This is a genomic window from Candidatus Chlorohelix sp., from assembly GCF_037138995.1.
Classification (GTDB): Bacteria; Chloroflexota; Chloroflexia; order Chloroheliales; family Chloroheliaceae; genus Chlorohelix.
Genome location: NZ_JBAXHI010000057.1, coordinates 1 through 17,253, shown reverse-complemented (window position 1 = coordinate 17,253; position 17,253 = coordinate 1). Strand labels below are relative to the sequence as shown.

Annotated in this window: 14 protein-coding genes; 8 read left to right on the top strand and 6 right to left on the bottom strand. The window is 46.1% G+C overall.

Annotated features, from left to right (window positions below; all coding sequences use genetic code 11):
* Positions 1-374 precede the first annotated feature (374 nt).
* The gene (locus WCK19_RS16960; RefSeq protein ID WP_342398591.1) at positions 375-584 is read right to left on the bottom strand and encodes a hypothetical protein; all 210 of its coding nucleotides are present in this window, start codon (positions 582-584) and stop codon (positions 375-377) included.
* A gap of 212 nt (positions 585-796) precedes the next feature.
* The gene (locus WCK19_RS16955; protein WP_342398590.1) at positions 797-1,399 is read right to left on the bottom strand and encodes a 2Fe-2S iron-sulfur cluster-binding protein; all 603 of its coding nucleotides are present in this window, start codon (positions 1,397-1,399) and stop codon (positions 797-799) included.
* A gap of 136 nt (positions 1,400-1,535) precedes the next feature.
* On the opposite strand from WCK19_RS16955, the gene WCK19_RS16950 reads away from it, so the two are divergent.
* The 6 genes from WCK19_RS16950 (at position 1,536) to WCK19_RS16925 (ending at position 9,032) form a co-directional block, all read left to right on the top strand.
* The gene (locus WCK19_RS16950; RefSeq protein WP_342398589.1) at positions 1,536-3,812 is read left to right on the top strand and encodes a hypothetical protein; all 2,277 of its coding nucleotides are present in this window, start codon (positions 1,536-1,538) and stop codon (positions 3,810-3,812) included.
* Positions 3,813-3,989: 177 nt separating this feature from the next.
* Positions 3,990-4,466, top strand: coding sequence for a CYTH domain-containing protein (locus WCK19_RS16945; RefSeq protein WP_342398588.1), 477 nt, complete (start codon positions 3,990-3,992; stop codon positions 4,464-4,466).
* A 98-nt stretch (positions 4,467-4,564) separates the two neighbouring features.
* Positions 4,565-6,256 (top strand): ATP-binding protein, encoded by a 1,692-nt coding sequence (locus WCK19_RS16940; protein WP_342398587.1) that lies wholly within the window; start codon positions 4,565-4,567, stop codon positions 6,254-6,256.
* 2 nt (positions 6,257-6,258) lie between these two features.
* Positions 6,259-7,047: an ABC transporter permease subunit gene (locus tag WCK19_RS16935; protein WP_342398586.1), complete on the top strand. Its 789-nt coding sequence runs from the start codon at positions 6,259-6,261 to the stop codon at positions 7,045-7,047.
* Between the two features lie 8 nt (positions 7,048-7,055).
* Positions 7,056-8,093 carry an MqnA/MqnD/SBP family protein gene (locus tag WCK19_RS16930; protein ID WP_342398585.1) on the top strand — a complete coding sequence of 346 codons (1,038 nt, stop codon included), beginning with the start codon at positions 7,056-7,058 and terminating at the stop codon, positions 8,091-8,093.
* A gap of 12 nt (positions 8,094-8,105) precedes the next feature.
* The gene (locus tag WCK19_RS16925) at positions 8,106-9,032 is read left to right on the top strand and encodes a carbohydrate kinase family protein (protein WP_342398584.1); all 927 of its coding nucleotides are present in this window, start codon (positions 8,106-8,108) and stop codon (positions 9,030-9,032) included.
* 98 nt (positions 9,033-9,130) lie between these two features.
* On the opposite strand, the gene WCK19_RS16920 is transcribed toward WCK19_RS16925, so the two are convergent.
* The 3 genes from WCK19_RS16920 to WCK19_RS16910 form a co-directional block, all read right to left on the bottom strand.
* Positions 9,131-11,278, bottom strand: a complete 2,148-nt coding sequence (locus tag WCK19_RS16920) for an exonuclease domain-containing protein (protein ID WP_342398583.1) — start codon at positions 11,276-11,278, stop codon at positions 9,131-9,133.
* 128 nt (positions 11,279-11,406) lie between these two features.
* Positions 11,407-13,407, bottom strand: a complete 2,001-nt coding sequence (locus WCK19_RS16915; RefSeq protein WP_342398582.1) for a cation acetate symporter — start codon at positions 13,405-13,407, stop codon at positions 11,407-11,409.
* On the bottom strand, positions 13,407-13,811 hold the full coding sequence (locus WCK19_RS16910) for a DUF485 domain-containing protein (RefSeq protein WP_342398581.1): 405 nt from the start codon (positions 13,809-13,811) through the stop codon (positions 13,407-13,409). The genes WCK19_RS16915 and WCK19_RS16910 overlap by 1 nt, the downstream gene beginning before the upstream one ends.
* Positions 13,812-14,171: 360 nt before the next feature.
* Between WCK19_RS16910 and rnz the strand changes: the two genes are divergently transcribed.
* Both rnz and WCK19_RS16900 read left to right on the top strand, forming a co-directional pair.
* On the top strand, positions 14,172-15,110 hold the full coding sequence (gene rnz / locus WCK19_RS16905; RefSeq protein WP_342398580.1) for a ribonuclease Z: 939 nt from the start codon (positions 14,172-14,174) through the stop codon (positions 15,108-15,110).
* Positions 15,111-15,323: 213 nt separating this feature from the next.
* Positions 15,324-15,878 (top strand): GNAT family N-acetyltransferase, encoded by a 555-nt coding sequence (locus WCK19_RS16900; RefSeq protein ID WP_342398579.1) that lies wholly within the window; start codon positions 15,324-15,326, stop codon positions 15,876-15,878.
* A gap of 387 nt (positions 15,879-16,265) precedes the next feature.
* Here WCK19_RS16900 and WCK19_RS16895 read toward each other — a convergent pair whose 3' ends face one another.
* Positions 16,266-16,586 carry a Nif11-like leader peptide family RiPP precursor gene (locus WCK19_RS16895; protein ID WP_342398578.1) on the bottom strand — a complete coding sequence of 107 codons (321 nt, stop codon included), beginning with the start codon at positions 16,584-16,586 and terminating at the stop codon, positions 16,266-16,268.
* Positions 16,587-17,253: the final 667 nt, after the last annotated feature.

Sequence of the window (17,253 nt, the reverse complement as noted above, 5' to 3'; positions counted from 1 at the left end):
CCAGGGGGTCGGCAAACCTGAAACGTTTAGTCCAATCTTTGACCCAGTTCCGAGAACGGTTAAGCTCCCGCATAAATTGGGAGCAAGTCCAATCGGGGTGGAGTTGCAGGAGTTGGCGAAGTTTGGCACGGTCTGCCACGAGTTGAGCCTGAAGCGGAGCAGTCATAGTAAAACTCCTTTCATTGAGAAAGTGAAAAGTGGAAGAAGTGAACAGGTTCAGCGGGTGGGAAAAAGAAGGAAGGTGGAGAGAAAAAGTGAGTTAATGCTGGAAACTGTGAACTGCTCACACTAAAAGGATAGAAGGAAAGGATTCAAAGGTGCGGTAGTTTTTGATACCTGCCCAAACCTACGGTCAGACTGGTCAAAAATGAGTTTTACCAACGGGGGTGGTCAAGCAGTAAAACGAATTGAAAGGGTGCTGCACCCGGCGAACAGTACACATCTTGCAAGAAAACTCGTAGCACCTTACATGTTTCTTGTTGCAGAACCTGCTGAAACTCCTGCTGACTCGGTAAGGGTGTAAGGCTTTGTGGATTTGAGGTAGTGACCTCACTTGTATTAGACTTCTTTTTACTAACAGGCATAACAATTCTCCTTTGCTTTACTGAAAGTAATTAACAAATGGGACGGTAATTATGCCTGTATTATTTATCTTTTCTTCCCTTCTGCCAACTCCTCTTCCTTACACATAATTCGGGATTCCATCCCCCAGATTGCCCTAACAAATCGCCTTATTCTTCGCAAAAAAAACTGCCTCTTGAGAGAGGCAGTCAGTGCTATATAAACTAATTATAAACTAATTTTTTTTGATTTCTTCGGCTTCTTCGACCTCTATCACATCACTCGCTTCAAACTTACTTGTAGTTCGTCCTGTCATCCGTCGGTACACCTTCAAACCATCGTTGAGCCAGATGTTGAACTCGTTTCCCCACGGTATCAGGGTTTTGAAGATTCCAAGTCGATTGACCGAATTAATCAATCCGGTTGGTCCCATCACAACATGGTCTAAGGTAACTCGGACAGAAAAGCTGATTAAATTGCCTTCTGGTACAATCTTTCCTTCGGGTGTACCACGTAAGAATTTGAAGAATAGGCGGCGCAATTCTTCAACGCGCGTTAAAACTACTACTGTGGCATCCGGATTATTGTTGTCAAACCCAACCTGACAACCCAGTCGCATTCCCATATCCAACCGACCTTTGGTTAACCACGCTTTTTCTGCTTCGCTAAGTGGGGAAAGATTCTCAGCGCCCGAAATAACACGGCATTCACAGGTGGAACATGCCCCGTTGCCGTTGCACATAAAACCTATGTGCGCCCCGTTGCGCCGCGCTACATCCAGCAAAAGGTCTCCCTCTGCTCCCTCGAACTCTTCATCATTAATTATAACTTTAGGCATACTTGGCTCCTTCTTGAAAGAAAATAAGGATTGCGCCTTCCTTGTTTATACTTTATCACAAATCTGGCTTATAGGTTGAATGGATTACAATATTAGGTTAGAATCCATACTCTATAGTGTAAGAAAGAGCAAAAAAATGTCAAATCTGATTGAACGAGATAAGGAACTAGAAGTCATACGCCGAATCGCTGTAGCACAGGGACAGGCGCGTCTATTGTTGATTCTGGGCGAAAGTGGCAGCGGCAAGAGCGCGTTATTAAATAAAGCACGCGCCGATGGTTACTTTGGCGATTATCGTTATTTCGGCGCAAGTATTCATAATATCGAGGATTTACTAGACGAGATAGCTCGCGCCAAATATGCACACATAGCCATGTGGGCGCGTGAGGTTGATTTTAAGGTGGAAGCGGCACAGGTTGAGCTAACCTTGCCCGATTTGAATGTTCCAAATCCCTTTGAGCCACGCTTACGGGCGGTACAGGCTATACCACCGGAAGCTTTGCATTATCTTATCCGCAAGCTTTACAATTCCTATGATATGTTGGGGCTATCGGCAGATACGGCTCTATTCGTCAAGACCGGGCTTGAGCATTTGCTACAACTGAATGCCACTAATCTGAATCAATTACGCACTTTTGTGAGCCATAACTTAAAGCCGAACCTTAGCGAGGATGCATGGGAACTTTATCTACGCCCTGACGAAACGCTGGCTGGTACGCTTGGCAAAATGCTTGCTGCTAAAGGACAAAATGTTCTGCTGGATAATTATCGCGATTTCGACTCAGCCCGTTTGTTATCGCAAATAATAAGCAATGGCGAGCTTTTCTGGTCGCTGGTGGTAGAAGATGAGCCAGCGTGGGTTTCTAGCTTGCCGTCTAATGTTAAGGTTGAACGCATCACCCTTTCCCAGCTTTCGCAAAAAGGGTTCGATATTTACCTTGAACAAAGCGCTTTAGTAAAACCGGACTCTGACGAGGCGTTGCGGCTTTATAAACTGGCACAGGGGTTGCCGCTAACGCTAGGCATGCTGGCAAAACTTCAGTCTAAAGGCATCCCATTGGTAAATCTAGAAGCGGCAGCAGCGCGAACTCCTGGCAATTCGTTGGAAGGGATTTTCCTTTATTTTGTCGAGGAAAGTGGGCTACTAACCGAGCCTCAGAAATCCGCACTCTACGCGCTTGCGCTTCTGCGCCATCTTCAGCCTGATTTTGTCGAAGATTTCGCTATAAGAGCAGAAACTGCCGGATTCCCAATTACCTCTGAGACATTAACACAATTGGATAACGAATATCCGTGGCTTTGGGACAATAGCGCGAATGCTGATAGCCTTTGGAAACCGCTCCACCCTTCCCTGAAAGCCCCGTTGCAGAAATGGTTGATGGTGGAAAAGCAGCGGTTCAGCCGTCCGGTTCAGGAGGGTGTGATTGAACCGGCACGAAATGCTATTGCAATGCGGTTATCTGCTCGCGAACACCATCTGGTAAATCAATCTGACGACAACGGCAGCCTCTCCACTCGCGCCCGTGACCCTGAATGGGGCGAATTGGTACTTGATATGGCATACTATCGCTGGCTACTGGATGAAGCGGTGGGCTGGCTTTTCGCTATTTCGCGTGCGCTAATGGCGTTGGCTTATAACCCCTCGCTGGCGCAACGTTTTTATGAGATGGGGATGAGCATTTCCTATTCATTCTATACTGAAGGGCGCGAGTTGCTTCCTTGTTTGCGTGCGCTGCTGGCTGATAATTACACCCTTACCTCGCCCCGCTCCATCTTTGAGGAAAAACTCAAAGCGTTAGATGTGCTGGAAAGTCTGACCACAACCGAGCGCGGGCGTTGGTTCAAGCAAGAAAATCTGGGTTTGCGGCAAGGTGGCAAGGGCAGCGGCGAAGCTGAAATTAGGGGAATCCTGCGCTGGTTACAGGGTCTGGTGCAGGAGCAAGCTGCACAGTACGACCGCGCCGCTTCGCTATACGAGAGCGTACTGTCAACCAACGTAGAGATGCCTGAATTGAAGAAGGTTGCAGCACGCTCTGGGCTTTATATGGCGTTGCGCTACCGCTTGAAAGGGGCGAAAGAATCGGCTCTCAGCGCCTTGCAGCGTACCATCGAGCTTGATTCAAGCCTTGAACAAGCCCACCGTATATTGTTATGGCAAGGGATAACGATGAACCGCCCCGATGTTATCTTGGAAGCGGTGCAAGGGCTTGGCAAAACTGAAGATTCAGACCAATTGCTTGATTTATACAGCGCGTTTGCGCTCTGGTTACAAGGGCGTTTGCCTGAAGCGTTGAGCGCTGCACGAGCTTTTAAAGGTCAGGCTGGGCAGCAATATTTCAATCGGCTTATAGGTTTTGCGGAACTCGAAACAAATCCAGAAGGTCTTGAACAAATACTTGCCCAACTACCTTAAAATATTTGCATTGGATAGAATAAAATCCAGAACTTTCACCTAGAACATTAAAAATGAATCTGGATTAGAGACACTTTGCTCAAGCCCCTTGCCTGAAACTGTGCGATATTTGGGATAAAGGCTGTGCTATAATGCTTTTAAATTAGCCTTAAAATAAATTAAGGGAATAATTACGCTATGCTAGAAATTGAACGCAAATTCTTGGTAAAAGAAGAGCTATTGCCGTCATTGCCGTCTGGACATCATCTTATACAAGGCTACCTGTCATTCGGTACGCCCAGTGTACGAGTCAGGCTTGATACGGCTGAGAGTGGTCTAAAAAACGCTTTCCTAACTATTAAGGGCAAAGGAATGGTCAGCCGCGAAGAATTTGAGTACGCGATACCCTTTGACGAGGCAGAGCAACTTCTGAAATTGTGCCAAGGCGCGGCAATAGCCAAACGGCGCTATATTTTCTCGGTAGTGGGTGAACCGAGCTTAAAATGGGAGTTGGATGTCTTTGAGGGAGAAAATGCCGGACTGATGGTAGTGGAGGTAGAATTGCCTCACGAAAATTATACTTTCCAACTACCAGATTGGATTGGGCAAGATGTGTCCGAAATCGCAGCGTACAAAAACATTGCGTTGGCACAGCATCCCTACAAGGCTTGGTGAAAAGAATACAGCGTATCACCGTTTATATTCATGGGACTAGAAACAATTGCTGTGTTTGAGAAACCGATAACTCGTTGGAAAAGATAAGGCAATAGTGGATGAACACTAAATATAATCCGCTTGAACACCAATTGATTATATATGCGCGTGAACTTAAGGTCGTTTATGAGGAGGAGCGCCTCAAACGAAACGAACTTGAGCGAGCTAATGACCGCCTTCGACAGTTAGATGAGATGAAAAGCACCTTCGTGGAGATTGTCAGCCACGAACTGCACACACCCATTACAATTATCAGCGGTTACTTGCAAGTATTATCGGAAATGCTGGCAGATAAGTTACAGCCACAGGAAGCCGAGTATTTCAATCTCGCCAACCAACAGGTGCAACACCTTAGTTTGCTGGTAGAAGATATTACCAATTTTACCTACCTCACCCGGAGCGAACCGCTTTTACACTTGTCCGACCCAGAGTTGACCAATAACCTTTCGATGGTGGTTAAGAAAGAACTTGAAAAACAGCAAAGCTCTATTAACGAAAAAGGCTTATCGGTTTATCTTAATGTGCCTGAGCAAATAACCCCATCCAATATTGAACCTGCCCGCTTCAGAGTAATTGTCGGACATTTATTGAGCAATGCTATAAAATTTAATGAAGTGAATGGCTGGATAAAAATAAATCTTCATCTCACAAATGGTGAGGAAACCGATAATCTTGTGCTAGAAATCGCTAATAGTGGTGTCTTCATCCCTCCCGAAAAAATGGCGCAAATTTATGCTCCTTTTCAGCAAATCGGTTCTCGAAACTACAGCGGGTTGGGGATGGGTTTGGCGTTGGTACAACATACCGTTGCCAGTTTTAAGGGGGAAATAGCCGTTTCCAGTTCCGAGGCGGAAGGGAATTTCTTTAAGGTTACGCTGCCCTATATAACATGGCAAGACCCTGTATTACTGAAACAACGCCTTGAGCATGTGCAATCTCTCAACCTTTCCTATGCGCGTGATTTGCGCCGCCTGTATGAGGAGGAGCGCAAAAAGAACGAGATATTGGCAAAGCTTAAAGAAGAATTGGAAGAAAAACAGCATCGCCTGAACTTGTTCCTTTCAAAATTACTAACAGCGCAAGAAGAAGAGCGCAAGAAAATTTCCAGAGATTTGCATGATGGGCTGGCGCAAACACTTACCTTTGGTCACCAGATGGTAGAAATGATTGAGGTAGAGGTGGAAGATACCAGCACATCTCCTGCCTACAAACGCGCTAGAGAAACCTTAGGTTCGGCTCGAACTGAAGTGCGGCGCATCATTGCCGGGTTGCGCCCCGATACGCTGGATCGCTTTGGACTAATTCCCGCCTTGCGCGAATATTTTAATGCAATGTGCCGCAAATATGATTGGATTGGCAACTTCGATGTAATCGGCAAATTTGGAGAACCCGGTAAGAGTACCATAAGCCCGCAGATAGCAGAAAATTTCTTCCGCATTGGTCAGGAAGCTCTAACGAATGTGTGCAAACACTCCGAGGCAAATCAAGTGTTGGTGCGCCTTGCGCGTAATTCCGGCAGCGTTACTCTAACAGTGCAGGATTGGGGCAAGGGCTTTGAAGTACACAACTGGCAAAATCGCCACCACCTTGACGCTGCTTCGGACAGTAGCGATAATGGAGTTGTCAATATGGAACACATCGGGCTGGTTAGTATGGAAGAGCGAATGCGCTTATTGGGTGGCACAATGACTATTACCAGCAAACCGGGTGCAGGAACAACAATTGTGGCAAATGTTCCGATAAATGAGTAATTATGCACCGAACACTGGTGATTTTTCGCCGCGAATGGAAAGAGATGCGAAAAAACCGCACTCTGCTACAAACTCTGGCTATTCTACCGCTTATTCTGGTTTTATTACCGATGGGGTTGGTAGTATTCTTTAATGCTGTTGTGTTGGATTTTGCCGAGAAAAATCGCGCACCTGAAACTGTTAGCAGTCTCGGTCTGTTAAGCGGAGATGATAATGTAAGGCTGTTGGCGGGTCTGGTAACTATCTGTTTCACCTTTTTTCTGCCCTTGCCCGCAGTCTTGCCGATGACTATTGCGGCAAATAGCGTGGTGAACGAGAAAGAGAAACGTAGTCTTGAACCTTTGCTGGCTACCCCTGTAACCACCAATGAGATACTGTGGGGCAAAAGCCTTTCGGCGATTGTGCCGGGTGTAGTAGTCACTTGGGGTAGTTTTATACTACTGGTGGTGGTTTTGAGTCTAGTTTTAAAGCCCAATGTTTTTGCCAAGCTTGATTTATTGTTATGGTTCGCTATTATCGGTTTTTGGAGTCCGGCATTGGCAACATGGGCAACCCTAGTAGGGGTAGCAATATCATCACGAGCGAAGGATGCACGCGCCGCTTCACAAGCAGGGAGTTTGTTGGTTATCCCCCTGATAATATTTGTTTTTGGGGTAACGCTAGGCTTTATAACGGTAAATTGGCTTATATTTGTAGTGGGATTGCTGGTTTGGGTGGCAGCCGCTGCTATCACTTTCTGGATTGCAGGGAAATTATTTGACCGTGAAACGATACTTACGCGCTGGAAATAAGCTTAAAAATGACTATTAAATTAGCAACAACCAATGATTTGGATTTCGCGCCTTTCTTTTTCCCAATCGAAGCTGGCTGGGCAATTCCACCCACCGATTTGGTAGAAATGGTGTCCGGTACCGCCGAAGATTGTATGATGCGCCTGCTCAATGGGGATGTAGATGTTGCGCCCGTTGACCCTGCCCTCTACGCCCTTTATCAAAACGAGCTTAGAATTTTATCCGCGCTAGTCTATGGCTCAGATATGAACAGCAATAACTTGTTCCTGCTCAGCAAAAAACGGATGGATAGCTTCGAGAAACCGCGCGTGGCAGTTTCGGTTCGTAACCATACCGGAGAAATTTTGCTGAAGGTACTTGCCCGCCCTTACTATGGCTTTGAGCCTGAGATTAAGCCGGTGGCAAGTGACCTTGATGCGCTAAACCTCTTTTCCTCGCCTGAAATTGATATGTGCGTGGTAGGGCGCGAAGTAGGAATGCGTGCTGCCGGACCTGCTGCCGAGCGGGGATACTTTGTAGAGGATATGAGCAAAGCATGGTGGTTGTTGGTAGGGCAACCGCTCCCGTCTGCCCTGTTTGTGGTGCGCCGCGCTTTTGTGGAAAAAGAACCAGATGCTGATAACCAAGTTAGGCAATTAACCCAATTTCTGCGCTCCTCCTTGCAAAAATCCCGCGAATTTCTTTCTACGGTAGTTGAGATTGAGGAAAAACGCACCGGATTGCCTGCCGAAGCATTATCAAAGCATTACAGTTCGCAAAAATACGAATATAACGCAGCGTTTCTGAATGGCTTGCAAGAGTTTTACAAACGCGCTGCTCGCCTCAGACTTATAAGTCCAGTGGAAAACTTCAATTTCTTTCCCATCATAGCCCATGTAGCGCCCGCCCCGGAGAGTCCCCCTCGGCGCACTGTAAGCGAAGATAAGGTTAAGGACAACGATTCAAAAAAAAAAGAACGTAGCGCCCGTTCCCGCGCCCAAGAAAGAGGCATAACCATAATCGAGGGGGGAAAGAAGCCTGAAAAACCGAATGGCGAAGCGAACTGAGGTCACAAGCGCATGCAGATGAGTTCAAACCCGCTAGATGTAGTAATTGTCAGCGCAATTGGAGTGGATACCAATATCTACCTGTATGGTCAGGATATTGATTTTAGCGTAGAGGCGAATTTCTCCCAAAACCTTGATTATGTGGGGCAAGCGGGTGGCTATTCCAGCCGAGGATTTGCCCGTTTGGGTTATCAAACCGCTTTTGCAGGATACATAGGCGAGGATTTTAACGGGAAATTTGTCGCTTCGGAATTGGCTTCGGATGGTATCGAATCGCTTCTGTTTATTGACCCGCAAGGTACACGCCGTAGCATTAACTTCATGAATCGCGATGGCATACGCAAAAATTTTTATGACGCTAAAGGGGCAATGAACCTCAAAGCCGAAAATTCGTTGATTCAAGCGTTATTCCAACGCGCCCGCCTAGCACATTTCAATATTGAAAACTGGGCGCGTTACCTATTGCCGCTTGCGCGAGAAGCCGGACTGAAAATATCTTGCGATATTCAAGATATAGTTGCACTAGATGACCCCTACCGCCGTGACTTCATTGATGCCGCCGATTTCCTCTTTTTCTCTGGGGTTAATTTTAATGACCCTACCCCTTTGATACAAGAATTGCTGCGCCGGAATCTGAACCAAATTATTGTGGTAGGTATGGGTAAAAAAGGATGTGCGTTGGGGAGTCGCGATGGAATTCGTTTCTTTCCTCCGGTAGAGATGGCTGAAGCAGTGGTTGATACCAACGGGGCAGGAGACGCATTGACGGTGGGTTTCCTGAGCAGCTATTGTCTGGAAGGATATAGCCTAGAAGATAGCGTCTTGCGTGGGCAAATCGCCGCCAGATATACCTGTACCATCAAAGCCAGTTCTGCCGACCTTATAAATCGGGGGGAACTGAACTATTATTTCTCCAAGATAAAGCGCAACGGGACATAAACCTTATGATTTTTAGGGGTGCGCTCAATAAGCATCCGTATTTCAAACACAAGGAAAATAGAAAAGGTAACTGTATCCGTTAGCAAATCCGGTTGTCGCTAATGTAAGTTGAAGCCCTGCTTATATATCCGATTTGATATTTCCTGCCAAAAAGTCGAACTATGGGTGGCATCGCGGGGGATGGAAATAATGCCAGAGTCATCGCTGTGTTGGTAAATCCAACGTGAAATGATGTTAATCTCATCAACCGCTTCTTGACCAATCACGCGCCCACCCTTTTTGCCCCAACCGGGTTGCGAGGCTGCCAAACGGGCTTCCCATTCTTCCAATTCAAGCCAAGTCTGTTGCAGTTTTTCGGCGGTTTCTTGTTGGGCGCTGGTATGGTGTAACTGTAACTGTTTACCGAGCCTGCCGGAAAAAATACATAAAACCTCTAAGCAATTTTCGGTGGAGGAGGGTAGGCACAGCAAAGCGTGGTTGCCTTCCACTGCCCTTGCCAAATATTTCTGACTAGCAATTACCTGTTGGGTTTGCGCCAGCGCGTCACGCATAGCAGCAGCTTTTTCAAAATCGCGCTCGGTTACAGCCCGATTGATTCTTTTCCAGATAACATCTAGCACCGCTTCTTTTTCACCGCTCAGAAAATTAACTACCTCATCAATAATTTTGAGATATTCTTCATGCTCGCGGTCTGAATGATTACCAACACAGGGACCGGGGCAACGGTTGGTATAAAGGCGCATGCAAGCGGGGCGGGGCTGACGACGTTTTGCCAAATACTCAATCTCAAAGTTGCGGGTACAATCGCGCACCGCAAACATTTGCTCAATAACCCGAATAGTAGTTTCTACAGCGCGGCGGCTTTGGAAAGGACCAAAATAACGCGCTCCATCATCAAGAATCTCGCGGCAAGATTGCACACGGGGGAATCGCTGCGATAGGTCAATTTTGATAAATGGGTAAGATTCATAATTGCGCAATTGGCTGTTGTAACGGGGTTTGTATTTCTTTATCAGGCGCGATTCAAGCAACAAGGCTTCCAGTTCACTGCCCGTCACAATATGGTCTATACGCTTAATGGCTTCTACCAAACCATCCATTTTACGGGTATAACCCAACGGTTCGCTGTAGTAGCTGCTAACTCTATCATATAGGTTCTTGGCTTTACCAACGTATATCACCCTGTCATCTAGGTCTTTCATGAGGTAAACGCCGGGCTTATCTGGCAAATCCCTAATTAATTCACGCGATAGCACATCGCGAGCGCGAGCAGTGGCGCGATTAGTTAAGCTGCTGGCATCCTCATAGGACTGTCCCCAGCGTGGGCGCGTTACCTTAATTCGCTCCGGTCTTTCTTCTAGCATATCCGACTCAAACAACGAAGGCGCCTCTTGTTTCGGAGTAGCTTCCGGCACAGGAATTTGCGCTTGCTTGACTCGCCCGGTACGTAAATCATCCAGCGTTTCAAAGCCATTCAGGGCGGCAATCTCCAGCAGCTTCATAAAAGCTTCGGCGGTGGTACTTGCATCCCCCAAAGCGCGGTGGCGATTCTTGATGTTGACTCCCATCATTTCTGCCAAACGGTCAAGGTTGGGGCGGCGCATTCCGGGGAATAGGCGCAAAGTCAGGCTGATAGTATCAATTGCCTCGTTGACCAGCGCCGGGCGATGAAGTAACGCCAACTCGTAATTCAGGAAGCGTAGGTCAAATAACACGTTATGCCCAACAATAATCGAACTGCCGATAAATTCCATAAAACTATTGGCAACCCCGGCAAAGGTTGGGGCGGAGGCAGTCATTTGGTTATTAATCCCGGTCAGGGTGGTGATGAAGCCGGGAATACGCCTTTGTGGATTTATCAAGCTCTGGAAAGTCTCAACCTGCTGACCATTCCGTAATTTAACGGCAGCAACCTCAATCATACGGCAACTCTGAGGGTGTAAGCCGGTAGTTTCGGTATCTATTACCACATATTCAAGGCGTTCGAGCGATTGAGAAGCATCTATATGGTTTCGCAAAACCCATTCCCCTCCCGGCAATCGTTGGAACTGTTCCGGGTCATTTAAAACTTTCCCCAGAATACCGCTCCATATTTCCAGCGATTTGGTATTGCCTTTTACCCCAAATACGCCCTGAATCAACGCTGCCTCAGAGGCACGCCCTTCATGTTTTTCCAAATAGAGATAGGCTCGGCGAGTAAGTTCTGCGTAACCTTCAGGTAAATCTGTACCGGTAGTTTGGGACATATCTTTTTTGCACTGTTATAGTAAAACAGAAAACGAATGTTCTTGAATTATAACATAAAAACTGGCGCCAGACTTTTCAGACTGACGCCAGATGTGACTTGCTGTCGTAGAAACTGATATGTTCTAGATTACTCCGCGCCTACACCAGTGCTGGTGCGGAAGTACATCTCGGCGAACTTCGCTTCAGCCGCAGTTTCACGGGTGAACAGTGAACCTACGAATGCGGCCAAGAAGCCGAGCGGGATGCTGATAATGCCGGGATTTTCCAGCGGGAAAATCGCATCCTTGAAGTTGGTGACAGAGTCCTTAGCCGCAAAACCGTTAGGGCCAATGAGGATAAGGATTAGGGAGGAAGCCAAACCAACAACAATACCGGTTACAGCTCCAACGGTATTGAAACGCTTCCAGAATAGGCTGTACACTACTACCGGCAAGTTGGCAGAAGCCGCAACAGCGAAAGCCAAACCTACCAAGTAAGCAACGTTAGCCGTCTTCATAAAGATGGCGAGGAAGATGGAAATCGCACCCACTACGAAAGCAGTGATACGCGCTACGGTAACTTGTTCCTTCTCAGTACCTTGACCGTTGCGAACAATGTTCTGCCAGAAGTCGTGAGCAATCGCGCTGGAAGCGGAGATGGTCAAACCTGCAACCACCGCGAGGATGGTAGCGAAAGCCACTGCCGAAATCAGAGCGAAGAAGATAGTACCACCCACAGCTTGCGCCAACAAAGGTGCGCTCATGTTCGAGCCACCGTTAAGGGTAATGTTAGGACCGGTTACGAGCATTGCTGCGCCGAAGCCCAAGAAGGTGGTCATCATATAGAAGAACCCGATGATGAGCATCGCCCAGATTACCGATACACGAGCAGCGCGGGCGGTAGGCACAGTGTAGAACCGAACTAGAATGTGCGGCAGACCAGCAGTACCGAAAATTAGCGCAAGACCCAGAGAAATCAGGTCGAGCTTGCCGTACACGTTGTTAGTCGGGTCGTCTTTGTACTTGTAGCCGGGCTTGCTGAAGTCCACCGGAGTACCCGCGTTGGTATTTTTGACATAAGTATTCTTCAACGGAGCGGCAAGAGCAGTCACATAGGTAATCTTGCTACCTTTAACGGTTTCAGAGCCTACGGTGATGTCCTTGTTAATTGTAGGAGCAGCAGTGAAAACAAGAGCCTTGTCACCAGCTGTAGCATCGGCAGCAATGGTAAACTCTTTGTCAGCTTGCTTTACTTTGGTGTCCTTGGTAACAGCCGCAGCAAGGGGGTTAGCCAGCGCCAACTTGTAAGTTACAGCAGCAACACCAACAGTTTCCTGTGCCTGAGTAACGCCACCAACGGTTATATCGTTGAATTTGCCATCAGCATTTTTCGAGGGAATTGCGCTAAGTTCAACGGTGTTAGAGCCTGCCGGTACTTCCGCGATAAGAGCGCCGGTGCGAATACGGGTAATTTCGTCGAAGAAATTGCCGATATTGAAGTTGAAGTTTGCCAGCACGATAATACTCAAAACAATAGTACCAGCCATCAGTAGCAGCGCTTTGATAATCTGTACCCAAGTGGTGGCGAGCATACCGCCAAACACTACGTACACAATCATCAGAATACCTACTATGACTACTGCCGTTTCAAAGTCCCAGCCAAAGAGCAATTTGACCAGTGTACCCGCGCCCACCATCTGTGCAATCATATAGAAGGTGCTAACGGTAATGGTAGAGAAAGCGGCGGCAGCGCGTACCGGCTTGGCTTTCAAGCGGTAAGCGAGAATGTCCGCCATCGTGTACTTGCCGCCGTTGCGGAGCGGTTCAGCTACTACTAGCAACACGGTCAGGTAAGCGACTAACCAACCTACCGAATACATAAACCCATCGAAGCCGGAGAAAGCAATGATACCGGCGATACCAAGGAAGGAAGCGGCGCTCATATAGTCGCCTGCAACTGCTACACCGTTCTGCCACGCGCTGATTTTGCGACCTGCCGCGTAGAACTCAGCAGCCGATTTAGTGCGGCGGGAAGCCCAGAAAGTAATACCGAGTGTTACCAACACAAATGCCAAGAAGATTGCGATTGCTGGAGTTTTATCACCCTCAAGTTGTTTAAATACCTGAAAATTAATGCTGGAATGTGGCATTATTTGTTCTCCTTCCGGACTGGGCGACCGGCTTTTTCGTCGCTGTGCTTAACACTGGCAATAATCTTGGTTATCAATTTGTCGAAAACATTGGTGGAAACCCGCAGATAGGCGAAAGCGATAGCCCAAGCCAGAATGAATTGGGAAAGCGCCATTACATATGCGAGGTTAATTGAACCGATAACATCGGTTTCCATTAAGCTTGGGAAGTAATTGATAAGCACCAGCATCCCGAAGTAGTAAACGATGAAGATAATCATCGCCGGGATAATGAAGTTACGGCGAGCGCGGGTAAGTTTTTTGAAGTCCTCTCCCTGTTCAATCTCCTCGTACATGTGGGCTTTTGAAAGTAATTCCTCGGTTACATCTGAAGATGCACCGGATTTGCGTGTAACATCCGCCATTGACGTTCCCTCCTCATATGGCAACACTAACGGGGGAGTATAATTTACCCCTCCAAACGCTGAGCAAGCGCAAAAACTTGACCCTTCTTAATGCAGGTCAGTTCTCAAACCAAATAAGTTGTATAATTTTTATGAAACCATTTGGATAAAATACGCTATATATGTGAGTATAAGATACATGATATTATTTAGCAATACAACAAAATAGAGGTGAGATGCAAAAACGGGGCTGTTTTTTGCATTGTTCATACTATGGATAATATTTTTGCATTTCGGCGATGAAAACATACATTTCAGCGTTCATATTTTCACTTTCAGGGATAGACATAGCCATTTAGTATAAGCTAGAATATAACTACAATGCGTATAACATTCTTAGGCACCAGTTCGGGTACACCCACCCGTACCAGAAACGTTACCAGCATCGCGTTACAACTACCACAACGTGCGGGTTTGTGGTTATTTGATTGCGGTGAGGGTACTCAACACCAATTCTTGCTTTCCAGCTTAAGGCTTTCCCAGTTGGACAAGGTTTTTTTTACTCATCTTCATGGTGACCATCTTTTTGGATTGGTTGGCTTGTTAGCAAGCCGTTCTTTGCGCGGCGGGGAAATCCCGGCAGTAACCCTTTACGGACCTCTCGGATTAAAAGAATACGTAGAAAGTACCCTGCATTATAGCTATACACATCTCGGACACGATATTGAGATGCAAACAGTTAAACCCGGTACTATCTTTGAGGATGAAGAATTCATTGTATCGTGCCTACCGTTAAAACATCGCGTTGAAAGCTATGGTTTCGCCATTACGGAACGGGAACAAACCGGACGCTTTTTGGTAGAAAAAGCGCGGGAACTTGGTATCACTCCCGGACCGCTTTATGGAAAGCTCAAAAATGGCGAAATGGTGACACTTCCCGATGGCAGGATTATTGATGGTAAGGAATTAGTGGGACCACCACGCAAGGGACGTAAGATAGTCTATTGCAGCGATACCATCTTCTGCCCGAATGCCATCGAATTGGCGCGAGGGGCGGATGTGCTTATTCATGAAGCTACCTATACCGCTGGGGACGAAGAATTAGCGGTGCGTGGTCAGCACTCAACTTCTATAATGGCAGCGCAAGTTGCCAGAGAAGCCGATGTTAAAACTCTTATTATTACGCACTTCAGCCCACGTTACGAAGCAGATGAGGGCAACGGCTTGAATTTGATGTTACAGGAAGCCCGCTCGATATTTCCTAATACCTTTATGGCAGAAGATTTTTGGAGTTATGAGGTAATAAGACCAAACACATAGGAATATTTCATAGTATCAGCTTGCTATTAAGTGTAAAATTATACTGTTTGTTTGCTGGATTCTTATTGGAAAAGCTTGGCGTTAACCCCTTTACGGTTTATATTTACATGGTATTATAATTGTTAATCAGAATTTCAATGGTCGAACCTGTTTTGATACATTTTTTGCGTTTTAATGTATCTAGCTACAGGTTTAATAAAAGGGAGAGAATTTATGGCAATGCAAATGGAGAGGGCAATGGCTGATGACGAAGAAGACGATTTTATAACGCTTCGCAAGGCAACCTCTGCGGATTATGCTGCTATTCGAGAAGTAGCAACTTTATCCCGACTTCAATCTTTCAAACACTATATGACGGAAGAAGAAGTACACGATGAGGTTGATATTTATTACAGGGACGACGTTCTTAACGAAATCATCAACAACCCTGCCAATGCAATTTTTCTGGCAGAACGGGGCAATCACCTGTTGGGCTATTTGAGCGTTCTTCCAAAAGACCGTCGTGGGCATCCCCGCCTACTTCAATTTTACGTGTGTCCTAATGTACAACGACAAGGCGTAGGTGAGTTGCTTTATGAAAAAGCACTCAACTTCCTGCATGAGGCAGGGGTCAATGAAATGTACGTCTCCACTATGGAGGAAAATGTCATCGGGCGGCGCTTCTATGAAAAGAAAGGCGCAAAATTGATTCAAGAATACGACTCAATTTGGTATGGCAAAGTACATACTATCGTGGTTTATCTGGTCAAATTTTTTAACCATAGCTAGTTTCGAACTTTTTGATGGTCGCCTTTTAACGGGCGACCTTTTTTTATTCCCTATATACTAGGGCTGTTGCAAGTTCGGGTAGGAACACTGCTTGGACAAAATGAGTCGTTTAGCCTTGTCTTAACTTAGCCTTGATTTCAAATCGTCTTTTTAGATTCATTTGGCTCTTACAGCTAATACAGAAAAGCGATTTGGATATACATGTAGTCACTAATTCCGTGAATAACTACAAAAATATCGTGGAATAAAAAAAGCCTATAACCAAAGAATGGTGCAGGCTGTGGAAGTGCTGTTCAGCCCTAAAACCTCACAAAGGTTAATAAGCCAACAGTAACTTTTAAGCGATTGAGAGTAATCACCCTAGCCGATTCTCCAAAAATTGTTGGTCTAGAAGCGACCACTTACGATAATGATGCCTCGTGCAGATAACGGGCTTGTCCATTTTAAATAATGCTCAAGGTAGCGAGGGGGCAGCGGTTGGGGATTTAGACCACCAGCAACCTGTTCAAGCGAGCTTTCATCCATTTCACCATAAGAAGATTCAACCGCACCACGCCAATCCTGCGCGTTGAAAACATAACCCTGCTGGGCTGCGAAATTCACGAGACTTTCGATGTCCATATTTCCCAATTTTTCGAGCTTGTGCTGTAAGGTGACATCACTGTTCATTTTCTGGATAAAAACCGCTGCATTGATTTTAGACATCATGCTACCTCCACTATATTATCGTCACATAAGGACGAATTATACGTTTTTTGAGTTCAATTTTGCTAGTGCGTATTGGTGTAATGATGTGCTAATTATATTAATACTGTTGTCCATATACTATAATAGCGCACACATCTATAAAGCGATGTATATCACAAAAAACCGCTTCCGGCGAAAGCCACGCCCCTGTACTGCCATTTGTAGGCACTTTGTCCGATGGTTTTACCCAACTGCTTTTAGAGGCACTTAACCTTTTTCTTTACACATAATTCGGTATGGCAAAGTCGGCTTTACCTTAAACGCTACCTGCAACAATAATTTGCGTACCTGCCCATATCCTACAATGGAGCTAACGTTTTTTTTATTTTGGTTCTAAAACCCCTTTTAAGATTTGATATTATTTGTTATTATGTAAATACAAGGAATATTATGTCGAGTATTTCATACTGCCAATTTAATCGGTATTCGCTCGCGATACCCGCCAAAGGGTAAGATACGGATTGTAAGGACTAAAAGAAATGAAAGTTTCCAAACTCTCTCTCTTGTTTATAGCAATGCTGTTCATCGGGTCTATGTTCCTGCTCTCGTTTTCTTCTGTCAATGTGGTCGTTCAAGGGGCAGACCCAACACCTACACCTACAGCTACAATAATACCACAAATAGCCAC

What these genes read in the sequence shown, in the direction of transcription:
- WCK19_RS16920 (WP_342398583.1), bottom strand. Translation starts at nt 11,278, where the DNA reads ATGTCCCAAACTACCGGTACAGATTTACCTGAAGGTTACGCAGAACTT.
- WCK19_RS16910 (WP_342398581.1), bottom strand. Translation starts at nt 13,811, where the DNA reads ATGGCGGATGTTACACGCAAATCCGGTGCATCTTCAGATGTAACCGAG.
- WCK19_RS16895 (WP_342398578.1), bottom strand. Translation starts at nt 16,586, where the DNA reads ATGATGTCTAAAATCAATGCAGCGGTTTTTATCCAGAAAATGAACAGT.
- WCK19_RS16940 (WP_342398587.1), top strand. Translation starts at nt 4,565, where the DNA reads ATGAACACTAAATATAATCCGCTTGAACACCAATTGATTATATATGCG.
- WCK19_RS16930 (WP_342398585.1), top strand. Translation starts at nt 7,056, where the DNA reads ATGACTATTAAATTAGCAACAACCAATGATTTGGATTTCGCGCCTTTC.
- rnz (WP_342398580.1), top strand. Translation starts at nt 14,172, where the DNA reads ATGCGTATAACATTCTTAGGCACCAGTTCGGGTACACCCACCCGTACC.
- WCK19_RS16925 (WP_342398584.1), top strand. Translation starts at nt 8,106, where the DNA reads ATGCAGATGAGTTCAAACCCGCTAGATGTAGTAATTGTCAGCGCAATT.
- WCK19_RS16955 (WP_342398590.1), bottom strand. Translation starts at nt 1,399, where the DNA reads ATGCCTAAAGTTATAATTAATGATGAAGAGTTCGAGGGAGCAGAGGGA.
- WCK19_RS16960 (WP_342398591.1), bottom strand. Translation starts at nt 584, where the DNA reads ATGCCTGTTAGTAAAAAGAAGTCTAATACAAGTGAGGTCACTACCTCA.
- WCK19_RS16915 (WP_342398582.1), bottom strand. Translation starts at nt 13,407, where the DNA reads ATGCCACATTCCAGCATTAATTTTCAGGTATTTAAACAACTTGAGGGT.
- WCK19_RS16935 (WP_342398586.1), top strand. Translation starts at nt 6,259, where the DNA reads ATGCACCGAACACTGGTGATTTTTCGCCGCGAATGGAAAGAGATGCGA.
- WCK19_RS16900 (WP_342398579.1), top strand. Translation starts at nt 15,324, where the DNA reads ATGGCAATGCAAATGGAGAGGGCAATGGCTGATGACGAAGAAGACGAT.
- WCK19_RS16945 (WP_342398588.1), top strand. Translation starts at nt 3,990, where the DNA reads ATGCTAGAAATTGAACGCAAATTCTTGGTAAAAGAAGAGCTATTGCCG.
- WCK19_RS16950 (WP_342398589.1), top strand. Translation starts at nt 1,536, where the DNA reads ATGTCAAATCTGATTGAACGAGATAAGGAACTAGAAGTCATACGCCGA.